Here is a 16920-nt window from a genome sequence, read left to right as displayed (position 1 = left end):
GCCCCTGATTATGGAAATGGATGAGGATATGGATTAAGCTGGTCAAATGTCAGGGGCTGTTTTGTATACCCTAGCTCCATAGGTACCGTCAACACCCTCTTCAGTCCTGTAATGCGAGTTAGATGTTGACCGAATGTCATCGGCAGCATCCCTGGAATTAGAACTTTCACACAATACAATCCGTTCCTTGCAATTTCTGGTGTTGTCTGGTCTACTACAATGACTTCGAGGTTCAACTGGCGAAATGCTTGAAGAATTTCCTCTAAATCATCAGTTAGATCGTCATGCCCAGGCGGCCGTTTGAACTCTTCATCAAACGTTCGTAATGGACGATTATCGTCAAGCAAAAACTTCAGCCGCTCCTCTGCTTCTGGCAATCCATAGAGCAGACCATGATCATCCATCTGCTGAACGAGGGAAGAATCCTTTAACATTCGTAAAAGCTCCTTCTTATTTTCCTCAAGCTTGTCGTCAAGCGTCAGCATCATGCCAGCTAACTCATGAATCGAGCTTTTCACAGCCCGTAACGGATCTAAATGAGCTCCAGCAGCACAAATGATATTTAATCCCTTTTTCTTTCGATTTTTAGCCATCGCAAAAACACTTGGAATACCGTGCTCCATCGTGGAATTAAAGAAATACAGATCATATCCCGCAGCCGCTCGCACACGGTCGATCATTAACGCCAGTTCCTGATCGTCAGCAGAGTAAGGATCAATGCGTGGAAGAGGCAGCTGCGCATACCAAGTCATCAAAAACGCATCACGCTCTAACACTTCCATAATGCCGTAAAAGACAGCCTCTTCCAAACTTCCTCCTAATGCACATCCGTTTGACGTTTCATAGACAAATCCATCTCCGCAGCCTAAACTATAGTAGGCGAGCAATTCTGGAACGAGTGTTGGACGCTCTTGTAAAAACGAATAGCCCCATACCCAATGGATAGAGCGCTCAGGATCAAAAGGTTTGAATGGGAAGCCAGGTTTGGTATACTGTTCCTTTTCATGCACCCCTACATCCATAGGATGAAGAGCTTGGTCTTTAACATTTTGGTAACTATCGTGAATGACTGTCCGTTTCCCATGGGGGGCAAGACCACAATACCGCTCCAATCCTTCTAAAATAGCAGTTAATTCACTTTCAGCATATGAATGTGTCCGTCCTGCTACTCCCTCATCTCCCATAATCAATGGCAGATTAACATTAACATCGGCAAACGGCGGCACAAGATCATACATTTTCTCGTTTAAAAATCCTGTCCGGGAATCGAGATAGTCTTTAGCAAGAACTTTTTTCAATTCGTCCATTGAACGGCAGCGATAACTGTCTGCACTTACCTTTGGACTCGGTTGAAGGGATATTTGCGCTCTAGTTGATGAATCTTCAGGTAATTCACTGCAAACGGAACACATTGGGTCAGGAAGATAAGAATGTCGTGAGCTTTTTAGTGTTTTCAAGTTCATTAGAAAAATCTGCTGTTTGGAAATGGCACCAGAAAGCGCCTTTTTTGCCTCTGTCTCAAGTAGGTGAGCTAACTGCAATACCCCCGTGCGTGATGCCCACGCATCCCTTATCAATCCTTTATTGTTCTTTAGCTTTTCTTCCAACCCGAGCATCTCTTTACGATCGCGTCCTGCCATGAGACGCCGCATATTCGCACATTGAGAGCACCCTTGCGTTCCCGGCTGAATCAGCGGACCAACCACACCTTCCCCAAACGAAATAAACCCTCTCAGCCAAGGGATTCCCGCCGGCTGCAACACTTCTTCTGCCTTTTTATGAATAATTGGTTTCCAGGCATCATGTACTACCAGCACCAAATCAGCACCTTCTGGCACTCCATGTTCAAAGTCATTGTGATGGGATACCTGGTATAGAGTGGACAGTTTTTCCGATACAAAGTCTTTTAATATTCCTTCACCGACTATAGCTACGTAAGTACTCACCGGGATTCCTCCTCTCTAAGCAGCACACCAAATACGCCCGCAAGTGGTGTTTTTAAAAATGGTTCTAGTTCTAGTTCGAAAACCAAAAAGCGCATATGGTTTTGTTCTAGCACTTGTTTAGAGGAGTGCAGCATGTCTGAAGATCTATTTTCTTCTGTAATTTTTATAGGTTCTGGCCGTATCTCATCGAGCCTAACTGATGAAAATGAAACCTCTAATACTTGGTCTGCCTGGCAGTCTTCTTTGTTTTGCGCCTTTAAGAGCGCCCCTTGTAACGCATGCCGCAGCGCCATGGTTATACTCAATCCTGGGCTTGCGTACCAGCTGGTGTTCGTACCAACCCACACAACAGGAAATCCATGTATGTTCTTTCCCACCCCTATCAAGGGATCTCCTTCTATCGTTGTCAGTGCCTGCAAATAAAACTGGCATCGTTTGTCTTCCACTGTACGCAACTGTACTGGTGAGACCACATACTTTTGGTCAACCTGTCTTTTCCATTCATCAACCAAACATTTATTTAATCCACGGCATACTCCTTCAGAAAATGTTTCTCCTGCTCCAACACCAACAAATAGATTAGTTTCATTCAGACTGCCTTTTAATGCAGGATTGGGAGGCAGACTCACAGCGAGCCGGTCAGCTATTCGTGCCCCATACATTTCCACCCCGGTGAGGCCTGCTTCTTTTCGTACCTCCGTATGTGTAAGACCTGTACAAACAATTTCAGGCAATCGTTCAGCTGGTCCTTCCGATAAAGGATCCATTGCCTGAACACGGCATTGAGCCAATGGCAATTGTTTTAAGCTCCCCTCTTCCCATATATGAAAAATTCCTGATTCCTTTGAGGTCAGCTCGTTAAAATACAGAAGCAATTCATTTGAACTGGTTTTGCTTACATTCTGTTTTCGATGCTCAAAATCTTGAACCCATTTTACCTCTGTACGTCCGGAAACGAGGGGATGAGGGCTGAACATGTGCCAATTTCCTTCTAACGTCTCTAAATCAAGCAGAAAGAATTGGTTTTTCTGTTCTGATTCCGTCAAGTCTGCAGCCATTTTAAACCATTCAAACACAATCACATTCGCCAGCATAGCCAGTGCTGTGGACGAGGAGGCGGTCTCTTTAGAAAGAATATATTGGTGTAAAGAGCGCCATGCTGACTCCCAGCATCCGTTAGAATCTGGATGGACAAGCGGTCCTGCCATTCCCGCCTGTTGGAAACACACTGCTGGCAAGAACACTTTTTTTTCTTCCCTGCAAGCCTTATGCAGCTTTTGCAGTTGTTCTATTTCACCTTGAGCAACATAAAGAATGGCATGATACGGTTTAATAATCTCCTGCCAAGCGCTCTCCCCCTCCTTTGGCAGCGGGACTTCTTCTATTTCTACCTCAGGATCTCTTTGACGGGCATGTTCCACAAGTTCCTTCAACCGCTGTTTATTTGTCTGTACCGGATCGGTTATGAACATATGAATCTTAGGAAGGCCCGATTCGATTAAAGCAGAAACCAGCGAAACAATAAATGCGCCAGTTCCAACTGCCAGTACTTTTGTTTGCCGATAAAGTTGAAAACGATATGCTCCCGAATCGCCGAAACTATTCAAAAATTCTATTTGGGAAGCATATGTTTTAACAATTTGCTCCTTTAACTGGTGCGGACGATCTTTACTGACATCTCGAACAAATCCGTTTTGATATAATACTTCTGCAATCTCAAACACCCGATTACGGTGGGAAATTGGCAATCGGTTCGTCATCTCCCCCAACGTATGCTCTCCGTTAAACATTGGCAGCAGCTTTTCCACCCACTGATCGATCATACTGCCTTCCATTCGAAACGAGCTTTCGTTGTTCCGAAAATACACACCTCCACTGTTTGACTCAGGGAGGAAAAAGGTGTCATTTTTTACTTTCAGACGCATAGACGGGGTCAACTTTGTCATGTCGCTCCTCCTTACCCGTAAGGCTGGTTACCACTCTGACTGATATTGCTCTCTTATCATCTTATGTATCGAGATTTGTCTTATATGTCGTTATCTTAATGAGAAATCGATCGGTCTCTTTCAGCTTGTTATTTTATACCACCTAAAGATGGAGCTGCCCGGTGATGGACAACTCCTATCTTTTTCGCACGATCTTCGTGAATAGTTAACCGCTGCAGCGTCCTCCACAGCGACCGCCGCATCTTCCTCCGCAACGTCCTCCGCATCTAAAACAATTCGAGCATCTAAAGCAGTTAGCGCACCGAAAACAGTTAAAGCAAAAGAAGCAAAAAAAGCAGCTAAAACCACCGCATTGCCGAGCCTGATCAATATAGTGCTGATTTTGATCCCAAGGAACTGCTTCATTCGCCTGGAAATCACCTACATTCAAATTTTGCAGTTCGTTTTGAAATTCATCCATTTTCATAACCTCCATAAATGTAATAAAAAATGTGTGCTTGCAATATGAAAGAGGAGCTAAACAAATACCCTTCTTTCGTTTCCTCTCCTTCAACAAAGTATGAAGGATAATTGGGTATTGTTACTGATTCAAATAGACCATTTAAAATAAGTGCTTATTTACGTTGAAAATTATTTAAGGAATGCAGATAGAAAACTGGACAAAAACGGATAAAGTTGAAACCGCTCATTAGCAAAAGAATGAAAAGGATTGTCCTAGACAATAAGAAAAGCGCAAGCGCCTTGCTCACGAGCGACAAGTCCTGGAGGGGCGGCATATGGAAAGCTGATCTTTGCTTTCCATTGACGAACCGAAGGAATCTCGAGCGAGTAGGCGCTTGCGCTAGACAGGTAAAACGCCAACTATTTATAATTTCTTACCGTTAAAAAAAGAGCCGTCCTCTGAATGAACAGCTCCGTTTAACCCATTATGCTTTAATTTCTTCAAGTAAATCTTCTAATGTTTTCTGGCTGGCTTTTACATTTCTTTCATATAAGTTTAAGATCATTTGGCCGTACCTGTCTCCAGGAACTGCCCACTTTCCATTTAATCCAACCCAGGTCGTGGCTGAACCTCTTTCTACTAGTTGAAATCTCGGATCTACTAAGGGATATTTATCTGGCAGAGCAGATGAGGAACTATACGCATACAAGTGTTGGATATGAGCAAGCACCCCTTCCTCTGGAGTATCAAAACTTGCTCCGGGATTATCGCGATCCGTAGCTCCTAATCCGCAAAAATTATTTTGTTCAGGCTTTACAACCCCAGTAAAACGGAAAAAATCGGTTTCATGTAATGCTTGAGCGAAAGCAACGTCTCCTCTTATGCCGTAATATTCTCCATATTTCAAATAGTAGTATCCCAATTCAGGTGCACCTGAATGAATAGATTTTGCAAATTGATTTAAAAGTTGTGGGGAAAGAATCGTATCACCTAAAATAGAATAATTTTCTTCATCCACGTCTTGATTGTCTTCATTTGTTTGATCTTGATCGATAGTAATAAAAGCGTCCTCAATCCCCAGCTGCCTTATCCGTTCTACACGTGTTTCTGCATTATCTCTATATTTAAACGATCCAGCTTGAACCCGGTACCATATTTTATCGGAAATTGTCGTTAATACAACAAATGCTTCTATTCCATTATCATTTAATAATGCCGCACGATTATCAGCATGTTCTCTATTTTCAAAAGATCCCGCTATTACTTTATATAATGTTCCATAATCTTGTTTTTGCTGAAGATTAAAGGCCTCTTCTAATCCATTAACATGTCCGCGTGCAACCGCCTGCCGCCATGATGATTCTCTCATGATTGCCGCATCGCTGCTGTTATCAATAAATCCATTTTCTGTTAGTAATGCCGGCATTCTTGTTTCTCTTAGGACATGAAAATTAGCTTTTTTCTTACCCCGGGTTGATAAACGATTAACAGAGGTAATATGCTTATGCATAATTTCTCTTAATCGAGCCGTTTGAGAAGAATCAGATAAACTATTGTGGATATAATCTTCATAGCCTCTTGCCTGACCATTATATGCATTACAATGAATAGATAAAAAATAATCAGCATTCCATTGATTAGCATCATTGGTTCGCTGGGTTAAACTTACGGTTGTATCCGTTCTTCTACTCATTCTTACTTCAACATTTTGGTATTCGTTTAACAAAATATTTCTTATTCTTAATGCAATATCCAAATTTACAGCTTTTTCTAGTAATCCATTCCCACTAGCTCCTGTGTCGCTTCCTCCATGTCCCGGGTCTAAATACAGCTTCATCATAAACCCTCCCTTCCTCATTTATCATATGGACCAAATGGTTTGATGTGTGGACAAACATACTAATCCATCTAAACCCAGCATGTTTTTTCAAAAAATTCCGTTTATAACTATTCATGTATGGTATATTTTTACTATACAACATGAAAAACCCGTTAATTATTATTTCACTACAAAAGGATGATTTAATTATGAATAATCACGAAATCGATTATACGTTATACGGAGATGACATGCAGTTTGTAGAAGTGGAATTGGATCCCGATGAAACCTGTATTGCAGAAGCAGGCGGTTTGATGATGATGGAAGATAATATTAAAATGGAAACAATCTTTGGAGATGGCTCTAGTTCATCTAGTGATGGAGGCATCGTCGGAAAACTAATTGGTGCTGGAAAACGAGTCGTTACAGGAGAAAGCCTCTTCATGACCACTTTCACAAACGAAGGGAGCGGTAAAAAACGCGTCTCCTTTGCTTCCCCTTATCCTGGAAAAATTATTCCTATGGATTTAAGTGAAATAAATGGGAAATTAATATGTCAGAAAGACGCGTTCCTTGCAGCCGCAAAAGGTGTTTCTATTGGAGTTGAATTTCAGCGGAAAATGGGTACTGGTTTTTTCGGCGGGGAAGGCTTTATTATGCAAAAGCTCGAAGGGGACGGAATGGCATTTATCCACGCTGGCGGCACCATTCATAAAAAGGAACTGGAACCTGGTGAAACATTGCGTGTTGACACAGGTTGTCTCGCTGCAATGACAGGAGAGGTGGATTACGATGTAGAGTTTGTTGGCGGTGTGAAAACCGCACTATTTGGCGGAGAAGGAGTCTTTTTCGTTACCTTGCGCGGACCAGGAACTGTTTGGATTCAAACCCTTCCATTCAGCCGTCTGGCAAGCCGTGTGTTTGCTGCTATGCCGCAAGAAGGAGGATCTAAAGGAGAGGGCAGTCTTGCCGGTAGTTTGTTTAATAATATTTTTGGCGGGGACAGAAGATAGTTGATGATGGAGAAGTATTATATAGCCATACAGTTGATACTGTTTCCGTTTGAACAATAAAGTTTAGCGTATCACTACTTAGAAAAACTAGATAATTTCAAGAATAATTGTCATTTCGCATGACTATTAGAAATGATGAAGAACAGCCTGCTATCTTTTTAGCAGCTGTTCTTTTTAAAGATACTGAATGAATGAGGTAGCAATGGTGAAGTAAATGAATAGTCCAATAATGTCATTGAGCGTAGTAATAAACGGTCCGGATGCTACAGCTGGGTCAATATGAAGTTTATTAATAATAAGCGGAAGTACCGCTCCAATGAAGGCAGCAACACTTAAAGTGAGGAAGATAGAAACAGCAACAATACCTGCAAGCATGGGACTGTCATATATAATGCTAACCGTTATAATAAGTACCAGTGCACATGTTAGTCCCATCAGCACACCTGTGCCAAGTTCACGCTTTAACATTTGCGAAATTCCTTTTCTTTCAAATGAACCTGTTGCTAAGCTGCGTACAACGACAGCCAATGACTGCGTTCCTGTATTACCAGCCGAATCCATAATTAATGGAATAAACACAGATAACAAGACAACCGCCTCTAAGGTTTCTTCATATTGCCCTATGACATTTGCGGTTATCAGACCAAGAAACATGAGAAGCACAATCCAGGGAGCTCTTTTTTTCGCCGCTTGAAAAGCAGTCAAATTCGTATCCGTTGACCCTTTTGAAGCTGAAATCTCACCAATATCTTCTGTCATTTCGTCTTCTAGTACATCCATTACGTCATCTACTGTCACAATACCCACTAGATCTTTTTGCTTGTTAACAACCGGTACTGCTAGAAGATCGTATGTTTTTATCATTCTAGCAACTTCTTCCTGGTCAAGGTCATCCTCTACAGAAACTACTCGTGTGCTCATAATATCTCGTATATTGGTATTTTCGTTATTTACTATCACATCACGAAGCGATACTACTCCAACAAGACTCCCTTCTTCATTTACTACATACAAATAATAAATCGTTTCTACTTCCTGACCCGTTTTTCTAAGAAATGTCATGACATTCCCAACAGTTTGGTCGGCAAAAATTTCTAAATACTCCTTCGTCATGATGGCCCCTGCTGTTTCGCGGGGATAGGACAAAATTTCTCGTACCTTTGCTGCTTCGGTCGGGTCCATCATTTTAAGCAGGGACTCTTTTCGTTCTTCTATTGGAATTTTATCAAAAAATGCAGCTGCGTCGTCTGCACTTACTTCATTTAACATTTCAGCTGCATCATTTTCACTTATTTCTTTTACTGTGAAAAATTGGTCTTCATAATCCATTTCTTGAAATATATCGGAAAACTCCGCTGGTGTCAGCCACTCATAAAGAAGGCGGCGTTCTTGTTTTTCTAGTTCACGGATAACTTGCATCTGATCATTTGCGTGCCAATCTAAAAACGTTTCTCGAAAAGCACGATCATCATGCTCCTTTAACCAATTCCTTACTTGCTTTTTCATTTGAACTATCGAATGTTGCATCATTTTATCATGTGACCTCCTTTCACACCGTTCATTCTCGAATATCTTTATTATTCCTCAATGCTCTATGATACAAACCCCTTTGTACGAAAGAAAACTGGCTAGCGCCAAGCCTTTAGGTGCAGGAGATTGCCTAGTTGCACTTATACTGATTTCCTCAACATTTTAACGACGTCCTTTCAGTGGAACAAAAGTGAAAGCTCCTGAAAGAGGAAGTTCAGCTAAGATATAAAAGAACTGCTACTACTAAAAACGCAATCATAGATGTACAGGGAGCTACAACAGGAAGTACGCGTCTTAGCAAAAGCTCCTTTTTATCGTGTCTGCTCGCACGGCTGGATACTGAAGCTAGACATACACCAAATAATATAGAACAGTTATCTGCCATTTTATAGACAGAAAAAAACCGCCCTGACAATGAGGACGGCTCTAGTAACTACTAAATTTTTATTCTTTAGGTCTTTCCTTCAAAGCTTCTCCTTTTTTGCCTTCATATCGTAATCCCCAGCTGGTCAATGCAGCAATAAGCATAATGAGAGCTAAAAACCAGCCGTGAAAGACAAATGGGAATACTTCGCTTGGCTGCACAATCGGAAGCCAGTTATACGTCTCTTGCATGCTCCGAATGGTGGACCAGCCTAGTAAAACAGGTGCTCCCCATGGGAAGATATAACCTAAAGCAGAAGTGACAGCGTCGAGCATATTCGCTCTTCTATATCTGTGAATACGATATTTTTCTCCTATGGCTCTGACAAACGGGGCAGCAGCAATTTCGGCTGCCGTATTAATCGTAATGGCACTATTTAAAAGCGCCACAATTCCCCACATCGCTGATTCTGCCCGCCGCATCGAGGAACGAACCCATTTAATAACGGCATTTGTGATCGCCTGCATGGTTCCTCCTAAATGCATAAGATGAGCAGCTGCTACAATTAATAATATTAACACAGCCATATTCACATATCCTTTAATCCCTTCCATAAGCGCGCCTTGTATAATATCATCGGATGAAGCATCAAAATGAATAATATCGCTTAATGTTCCTAAGTTTAATAACAGAATTAACGGAATCGAAGAAATAATTCCCCAGGTTAAAGAAGTTAATAGATGATGACCACTTAACGCTAAAATAAGGACTAAAACAAAAGGCAGCAGCATAATTAAACCGATTGGATCGGTTGAATTCATAATAGTAGAAAGGGATCCTTGTTCTCCAAGCGGAGCTGAACTTCCTCCAAAAACAGCAAATAACAGAACAGAAGGAACAGCTGCTGCAATCGAATACTTAAAACGGCTCCGTACAACTCCTGGCACATCTGCATTTTGTGTGGTAGCTGAAACAATGGTCGTATCCGAGACAGGAGCTAAATTATCACCAAACACTGCTCCTGCTAAAATCGCTCCAAAAAGCATTACAGGATCAGCTCCTGTTGCTACTCCTGCCGGAAACATTAACGTACAAAAAGCAACCGTAGTACCGTATCCTGTTCCAACGGCAGTAGAAAATACAGCAGCTAGAATAAATGTAAGCGCAACAAATAGGCCTCCGGTAACGCCTGTTGCTATACCTATCCAAACAAGACCTTCTACTAATCCGCCCAGCTGGAGAACTTGAGAAAACATACCTGCATAAAACCAGGCTATAATAGCTACAACCCCTACAGGTTGCGACAAACCTTCAAATAGTCCTTGTGCATAATGTTCCCATCGGCTTTTACAAAGAAGCAAGCCGATAGTTAATCCAATCATCGCTCCCATTACTAAACCGATTTCAGAAGATATCTGTAATACACTGATCGTCACAGCCCAGGCCACAAAAAAGACAAGTGGTAAAGCCGCTCCGAATGGTCCGAACCGGAAATGCAATGAGGTAATTTTATTCCCAATTTCTGAATTGTCCGCCATATGTTTCACCTTCATTTCCAATCAATTTTGCATTAGAAAAGCGCAAGCGCCTTGCTCACGAGCGACAAGTCCTGGAGGGTCGACATATGGAAAGCTGATCTTTGCTTTCCATTGATGAACCGAAGGAATCTCGAACGAGTAGGCGCTGGAGCTAGACATGTAAAACGCCAAATATTTATAATTTCTTACCTTTTTAGAAAAACTCGGCTTATCAACGAGTCCTTATGGCCAAAGCCGAAGTTTCACTTATACTGTTTACCAATAAAAATTTTTGCTTTCCTAACAGTATAAAAAAGTTAAAAAACCCAATTTTCTATTATGAAGGGTTCTCGCTTACATTTCAATCATCACTTTCTTCCTGCTGCTTAGAAAAGCTCAATTTGCCGCTGAGACCCTTTAACAAAAGGAAACTTTACTAAAGGATAAGAAAAGCGCAAGCGCCTTAAAAGAAGGAAGTTCGGCTACGAGCGTCACGTCCTGTGACAACGCCGAACTGACTCCCATCCTGGGAGCCCGCGACAGGTTCTGGTGCTTTCGCGCAGGGTCGCCTGCGGCCCGGAGTCGAAAGGGAAGACATACGACGTTCAGCTCATTTTAATGAACTTCTACTAAGATCGAACACGTCGACGCATAGGATGTGCTAATGTCGCCAATGCCACAGGACGTGGCGTTTTTGGCGACGAGTGTGCAACGTAGAAGTCACCACATCGTGTGGAAGGACGTCCTGGGACAACGCTGAACTGGCTTGCACAGGAGGTGTTGACTTTTGCGTTGCGACAGGACGTCGCGGTTTTAGCAAAAGTTCCTCTTTATCGTGTGCGCCTGAGCGGCTGGGCGCTGAAGCTAGACATCAAAAACGCCAAATATTTATAATTTATTATCTTATAAGAAAAGCACAATCGTCTTGCTCACGAGCGACAAGTTCTGGAGGGTAGGCATATGGAAAGCTGATCTTTGCTTTCCATTGACGAACCGAAGGAATCTCGAGCGAGTAGGCGCTTGCGCTAGACATGTAAAACGCCAAACATTTATAATTTCTTACCTATCAAAAAAAGAGCCGCAAAAGTATGTACTCAAGCGGCTTGTGTCACCATTTTCTGCCTTTTGTTAAAGATCCTTTCGAACTTCCCGAATTACATGCGCTAATTCAGGTATGATGATTTTATTCATAGCCAAACGTACGGCTCCTGAGGACCCGGGCATGGAAAAAATAGCTGTGTCACGATACACGCCTGCAACTGCCCTGCTTAAAATGGCAGCAGATCCTATATCTTCCACATAGCTTAAATAGCGAAATAATTCACCAAAACCAGGCATTTCTTTTTCGAGCATCTTTTGCACCGCTTCATATGTAGTGTCACGCTTTGCTATTCCTGTACCGCCGTTTAATAAAACAGCATCAATACTCTCATCCTTCGCGGCGTTATCAATTAATTGTTGTATGTCTTCGTATTCATCTTTTACAATTTTATGTTCTTGAACAGTGTAGTTGGCTGATTCAAGACATTCACTTATTAATCTTCCGCTTTTGTCATCCTCTTTTGTCCGCGTGTCTGAAACTGTAATAATCATACAAGCAGCTGTCTGTGGTGCTTCCTGCCGATGTTCTCTCACTGACATACTTTTTCCACTCCTTTTTCTTAATCGTAATCATTATGATCTATTGTAACATATCAAAGAATCTATTCATAAAACGAATGCTATTATCGCAGACTATTTACTAAACAATGAACAGGAGTGATTGACGTGAGCGACTGGAACGAGCAAGCGAGTAAAAATAACAACATCCAACCTGATATCTCATTTAAAAAAGAGAAATTAACGGAAAAAAAGATTCAGTACGATGTCCAAGAGCAGTTTGATATGGATGCGGAAGAAACAGACATTAAGCCGAAAAGAAATAGATAGTATTTCGGATAGATTGGCTAGTATTTTGATAAAAACGGCTAGTAAATCTCAATTTTTGGCCAGTATTTGTAAAAAGTGGAAAATACTTTGGAGTGAAAATGCTAGCTCGCCGTCTTGATTTTTCTGCCTCTTTTCAATTTTTAATGATTTTACTCTTTTTTAAGAATAAGATTTCTTTTTAGATAGAAAACTAATCTGTAGATCCTTTTATGGAGGATAATCAGATGACGACACAGCTTATTGAAGTTTATGTTCCGCAAGAAACCTTTCCTGTATTAAAAAACGCAGTAGAAAAGTTCGACATTATTTCCCAATGGACGTCATATGAGTCCTCCGATTATATACTTGTTCGAATTTTAGTAGAAACCAAACATTCAGAAGAAATTCTAAATTATTTAGAACAAGCATCCAATCAAAATGACAAATTAAGTGCACTATTATTTTCCTTGAAGACCTATATTCCACACTTAGAAGACAAAAAAGAAGAATTAGAAGAGGAAGATGAAAAATCAGAAGAACGAGAACTGATCCGTGCAAGCCGGCATGAACTATATTCCGTCGTTTTTGAATCAAGTGAGATTAGTAAAAGTTTCTCCTGGTTTTTATTATTGTCGGCTCTTGTAGCTACAGCCGGTATTGTAAAAAACAGTCCTGCTATTGTGATTGGTGCGATGATGATAGCGCCAATTATCGGTCCTTTTTCAGCGGTTGCTTTTGCTTCTGTACTAGGAGACTATAAGCTGTTACGACGAGCTTTAGTATCAGCTTTATATGGCCTTATCCTTCCTATAGGAGTTGCAATCATATTCGGATATTTTTTTGCCCTTCCCGTTAACAGTCAAGAGTTTTTATCGCGTATGAATATTGAATTAATTGATATTATTGCGGCCCTGGCTTCTGGGGCTGCAGGAGCTATTTCGTTTATAAAACGCGTGTCCGAAGCTTTCGTCGGGGTAATGGTGTCCGTCGCTTTACTGCCGCCAGCTGTCGTATTTGGCATGATGGTTGGAGCGGCAAAATGGGAGGGTGCCCTTACTCCCCTTCTATTATTGTTAGTGAACACTTCCTCTATTGTTCTATCTGCTATTGTTGTCTTTTGGTTAAGCGGCATTAAACCAGTGAACTGGCAGGAAATACAAGAAGCTTATACTTCACGGAAGTTTTCCTTGCTTTTTGTTATTCTAATCATTCTCACTTTATTTGCAGTTATTTTCTTTATTCAATTTTAAGAAAAGCGCAAGTGCCTTAAAAGAAGGAAGTTCGGCTACGAGCGTCACGTCCTGTGACAACGCCGAACTGACTCCCATCCTGGGAGCCCGCGACAGGTTCTGGAGCTTTCGCGCAGGGTCGCCTGCGGCCCGGAGTCGAAAGGGAAGACATAAGACGTTCAGCTCATTTTAATGAACTTTTACTAAGATCGCACACGTCGACGCATAGGATGTGCTAATATCGCCAATGCCACAGGACGTGGCGTTTTTGGCGACGAGTGTGCAACGTAGAAGTCACCACCCGTGTGGAAGGACGTCCTGTGACCACGCTGAACTGGCTTGCACAGGAGGTGTTGACTTTTGCGTTGCGACAAGACGTTCGCGGTTTTAGCAAAAGTTCCTCTTTATCGTGTGCGCCAAAGCGGCTGGGGCTAAAGCTAGACATCAAAAACGCCAACTATTTATAATTTCTTATCTTTTAAAAAAGAGCTGTCTCACAAATTCTATAGAAAAGGAATCTTTCATTTAACAGTGCCTGCATTTAAAATTCATTGATTCGGGAGTTTATCAGCTTTGATTTCTTTTGACGGAGACAGGCACCACATTTTGAACAGAAGCCTTAACAATGGAACCGTGACCGAGAAAATATTTGTTCGATTAAGTATTTATGATCCACTTTTTCCCGCTTATTACTTACTCGCACCAAGTCCCAATAGCGGAAGTCGCAGTTTTTTCTTATACTTTGATCCTTTAATATTATTCCTAAAGTACAAAAGAGCCATCCCCTTTTGCTTTGGGGAAAGCTCCATATCGATTAATATAATGTTTTTAAAGAGTCTCTGCTGTAAGGCAGCAGCTCTTCGGCTTTACCGTTGCGAATTTTTTCGACCCACTCCGGATCCTTTAATAGAGAACGTCCAATTGCAACAAGATCAAATTCTTCATTATTAAGCCTTTTCATCAATCCATCAAGACTGGTTGTGTCAGCACCTCTGCCGCTCGTAAATTCTCCGTCAAGACCTACTGACCCAACAGAAATGACGGGTTTACCCGTTAATTTTTTTGTCCAGCCTGCAAGATTTAAGTCAGAGCCTTCAAATTCTGGTTCCCAGAAACGACGAGTGGAACAGTGAAAAATATCAACACTTGCTTCTGTTAGAGGTTTTAAAAAGCGTTCTAACTCGTCAGGTGAACTAGCAAGCTTTGCTCCGTAGTCACTCATTTTCCATTGAGAAAAACGCAGGATAATTGGAAAATCAGGACCCACTTCACGACGGCAAGCTTCTATAACTTCGACTGCAAAACGAGTGCGGCCGATGATATCGCCGCCGTAGCGATCGGTCCGCTGATTTGTTTTTTCCCAGAAGAATTGATCGATTAAATAGCCATGAGCACCGTGAAGTTCAATGCCGTCAAAACCGATACGTTTAGCATCAGCCGCTGCTTCGGCATAGGCTTCTACCATCTCTTCTATTTCTTTTTCCGTCATCGGCTCCGTTACTTTTTCTCCGGATAAATCAAGACCCGACGGCCCTACCGGAAGCGCATCTTTATTCGGCAGATCACCAATACTTCTTGTCATACCGACATGCCATAACTGAGGTACCATTTTCCCGCCGGCTTCATGTACCTGTTTTACGACATGAGCCCAGCCATTTAAGGCTTTTTCTCCATAAAAAACCGGGATGCTTGAGCCTGAAACAGAAGAAGGATGGTTAATCCCTGTTCCTTCTGTCACAATCAACCCTACATTATTTTCAGCTCGACGCCGGTAATAAGCTGCCACATCTTCTCCGGGCACACCCTCCGGTGAAAAACGCCTTGTCATCGGCGCCATTACCGTGCGATTGGTCAGCGATAAACGGTCACTCGTAAATGGTGTAAATAATGGGGCTGTCGATGTATCAGTATTTCCCAATTATCGTTCTCTCCTTTCTTTACTTCCGCATAAATTATTACAAAAACGGACTCGAAAGAAAAGAAATCTGCTTATAAGTTTTCTATAAATAACCGGACTACATCCGCCCCGCCTATCATGGTTCCTAGCGTACTTCCTAAGTTCGCAAGTACAACCGTTAGTAAAATACGAGTTACTTTATTGTTCCAAAATCCTTTCACACTATAAACATCTTCATTCAGCGTTTCAAAATCACTAACACTTGGCCGCCGCATATACGCTTGTACGATACCTGCAAACCATCCAGCCGCAACGAGTGGATAAAGAGAGGTAATTGGTGCAGCTACGAAGGCTGTCAGAACCGCAAGCGGATGTCCTAATGCCATCGCAGTTCCAAGCGCAGAAAACGACCCATTCCAAAGCAGCCAGCTGATCGATTGCTGTAAACCAACAGAAGGATTCGCATAAAAGGTATACGCAATCACAGCAAGAATAAGAATCGGTATACTCCAGGCAATGATAGCAGGAGTTTTCGACTTTTTCGGCCGTTCGGATAACCGTGACAAATCATGTTCTTTTTCTATTTGTTTTTTCACGCCTGGAACGTGAGCAGCTCCTAACACAGCAACCACTTTTTCACCAGGTGCATCTTTAATTTTTTGCGATAAATACTGATCTCGTTCATCAATTAAAGGAATCTTTAATTTTGGAAAATTCACGGTCAAATCGTTCAGCATTGCATCAAGCATATCTTGGGATTTTAATTTTTCAAGTTCTTCTTCGGAAATATCCTCATTATAGAAAAAGCTGTAAATCATCTGAAAGAACAACTTCATTTTTCCCCAAAAACCTACTCCATGCCAAATACGAGCAAAAGTTATTTGAATATCTCTATCTGCTAAAACAAGATTGGCGTCTGTTTCTTTTGCAGATTGTATTCCTTGGATCATTTCTTGGCCAGGCTGCACACCAAATTGACTTCCCATGCGTTTTTGATAAGAGGAAATAATAAGGTTCATTAAAAGCAGCGTGGCTTTTTTCTGTTTGATAACTTTGAAGATGTCCATATCTTTCCATTTATTTCTATTTACTATGGATTGGTAACGCTGCTCGTCCAATTCAACACAAATAGAATCCGGATTTTCGGCTTCTATAACTTCCTTTACCTGCTCCGCGCTCTGTTTGGAAACGTGTGCTGTTCCAATAAGAACAATTTCTTTTCCATTTACTTCTAATCTTGTTATGTTTTCTGCCGACATAATGACCTACCCTTTTTCATTTTTCTTCCTGCTAACAAAAAGATATTCTC

At 41.6% G+C, this 16920-nt stretch carries 15 protein-coding genes and 2 pseudogenes; 4 read left to right on the top strand and 13 right to left on the bottom strand.

Annotated elements, in window-relative coordinates; genetic code table 11:
- Window positions 1-8 precede the first annotated feature (8 nt).
- The 6 genes and pseudogenes from FZF09_RS19040 to FZF09_RS23475 form a co-directional block, all read right to left on the bottom strand.
- The gene (locus FZF09_RS19040; RefSeq protein WP_158738178.1) at window positions 9-1946 is read right to left on the bottom strand and encodes a TOMM precursor leader peptide-binding protein; all 1938 of its coding nucleotides are present in this window, start codon (window positions 1944-1946) and stop codon (window positions 9-11) included.
- Complete coding sequence (locus FZF09_RS19035; protein ID WP_158738177.1) at window positions 1943-3892, bottom strand: putative thiazole-containing bacteriocin maturation protein; 1950 nt, start codon at window positions 3890-3892, stop codon at window positions 1943-1945. The genes FZF09_RS19040 and FZF09_RS19035 overlap by 4 nt, the downstream gene beginning before the upstream one ends.
- A gap of 205 nt (window positions 3893-4097) precedes the next feature.
- A complete protein-coding gene (locus tag FZF09_RS19030; RefSeq protein WP_370514509.1) occupies window positions 4098-4352 on the bottom strand; it encodes a heterocycloanthracin/sonorensin family bacteriocin in 255 nt (84 codons plus the stop codon).
- Between the two features lie 254 nt (window positions 4353-4606).
- Window positions 4607-4753, bottom strand: coding sequence for a hypothetical protein (locus FZF09_RS19025; RefSeq protein WP_158738175.1), 147 nt, complete (start codon window positions 4751-4753; stop codon window positions 4607-4609).
- A gap of 65 nt (window positions 4754-4818) precedes the next feature.
- Window positions 4819-5388 carry a glucosaminidase domain-containing protein gene (locus FZF09_RS23480; protein ID WP_483296085.1) on the bottom strand — a complete coding sequence of 190 codons (570 nt, stop codon included), beginning with the start codon at window positions 5386-5388 and terminating at the stop codon, window positions 4819-4821.
- Window positions 5383-6174: pseudogene (locus FZF09_RS23475) on the bottom strand (N-acetylmuramoyl-L-alanine amidase); the annotation flags it as partial. The gene FZF09_RS23480 and the pseudogene FZF09_RS23475, both read right to left, overlap by 6 nt.
- Window positions 6175-6362: 188 nt before the next feature.
- Between FZF09_RS23475 and FZF09_RS19015 the strand changes: the two are divergent.
- Window positions 6363-7166 carry a TIGR00266 family protein gene (locus tag FZF09_RS19015; protein WP_158738174.1) on the top strand — a complete coding sequence of 268 codons (804 nt, stop codon included), beginning with the start codon at window positions 6363-6365 and terminating at the stop codon, window positions 7164-7166.
- 174 nt (window positions 7167-7340) lie between these two features.
- On the opposite strand, the gene mgtE is transcribed toward FZF09_RS19015, so the two are convergent.
- The 3 genes and pseudogenes from mgtE to FZF09_RS19000 form a co-directional block, all read right to left on the bottom strand.
- On the bottom strand, window positions 7341-8696 hold the full coding sequence (gene mgtE, locus FZF09_RS19010; protein WP_158738173.1) for a magnesium transporter: 1356 nt from the start codon (window positions 8694-8696) through the stop codon (window positions 7341-7343).
- Between the two features lie 444 nt (window positions 8697-9140).
- Window positions 9141-10517, bottom strand: a pseudogene (locus FZF09_RS19005) (Na+/H+ antiporter NhaC family protein); the annotation flags it as partial.
- Window positions 10518-10619: 102 nt separating this feature from the next.
- On the bottom strand, window positions 10620-10757 hold the full coding sequence (locus tag FZF09_RS19000) for a hypothetical protein (protein ID WP_158738171.1): 138 nt from the start codon (window positions 10755-10757) through the stop codon (window positions 10620-10622).
- A 552-nt stretch (window positions 10758-11309) separates the two neighbouring features.
- Here FZF09_RS19000 and FZF09_RS18995 point away from each other — a divergent pair.
- A complete protein-coding gene (locus FZF09_RS18995) occupies window positions 11310-11471 on the top strand; it encodes a hypothetical protein (protein WP_158738170.1) in 162 nt (53 codons plus the stop codon).
- Window positions 11472-11475: 4 nt separating this feature from the next.
- On the opposite strand, the gene FZF09_RS23175 is transcribed toward FZF09_RS18995, so the two are convergent.
- Together FZF09_RS23175 and FZF09_RS18990 are read right to left on the bottom strand one after the other, a co-directional pair.
- Window positions 11476-11610 (bottom strand): hypothetical protein, encoded by a 135-nt coding sequence (locus tag FZF09_RS23175; protein ID WP_255450612.1) that lies wholly within the window; start codon window positions 11608-11610, stop codon window positions 11476-11478.
- 95 nt (window positions 11611-11705) lie between these two features.
- Window positions 11706-12218, bottom strand: coding sequence for a MogA/MoaB family molybdenum cofactor biosynthesis protein (locus FZF09_RS18990; protein ID WP_158738169.1), 513 nt, complete (start codon window positions 12216-12218; stop codon window positions 11706-11708).
- Between the two features lie 126 nt (window positions 12219-12344).
- Here FZF09_RS18990 and FZF09_RS22680 point away from each other — a divergent pair, with 126 nt between their 5' ends.
- Window positions 12345-12506, top strand: coding sequence for a hypothetical protein (locus FZF09_RS22680; protein ID WP_199256825.1), 162 nt, complete (start codon window positions 12345-12347; stop codon window positions 12504-12506).
- 224 nt (window positions 12507-12730) lie between these two features.
- On the top strand, window positions 12731-13735 hold the full coding sequence (locus FZF09_RS18985) for a TIGR00341 family protein (RefSeq protein WP_158738168.1): 1005 nt from the start codon (window positions 12731-12733) through the stop codon (window positions 13733-13735).
- A gap of 793 nt (window positions 13736-14528) precedes the next feature.
- Here the strand turns inward: FZF09_RS18985 and FZF09_RS18980 are convergent.
- Together FZF09_RS18980 and FZF09_RS18975 are read right to left on the bottom strand one after the other, a co-directional pair.
- Window positions 14529-15632 (bottom strand): NADH:flavin oxidoreductase, encoded by a 1104-nt coding sequence (locus FZF09_RS18980; protein WP_158738167.1) that lies wholly within the window; start codon window positions 15630-15632, stop codon window positions 14529-14531.
- Window positions 15633-15703: 71 nt separating this feature from the next.
- Window positions 15704-16870: a TraB/GumN family protein gene (locus FZF09_RS18975; protein ID WP_158738166.1), complete on the bottom strand. Its 1167-nt coding sequence runs from the start codon at window positions 16868-16870 to the stop codon at window positions 15704-15706.
- Window positions 16871-16920: the final 50 nt, after the last annotated feature.

Source organism: Alteribacillus sp. YIM 98480 (assembly GCF_009765375.1).
Lineage (GTDB): Bacteria > Bacillota > Bacilli > Bacillales > Marinococcaceae > Alteribacillus.
This window is presented reverse-complemented; position numbering and strand designations above follow the sequence as displayed.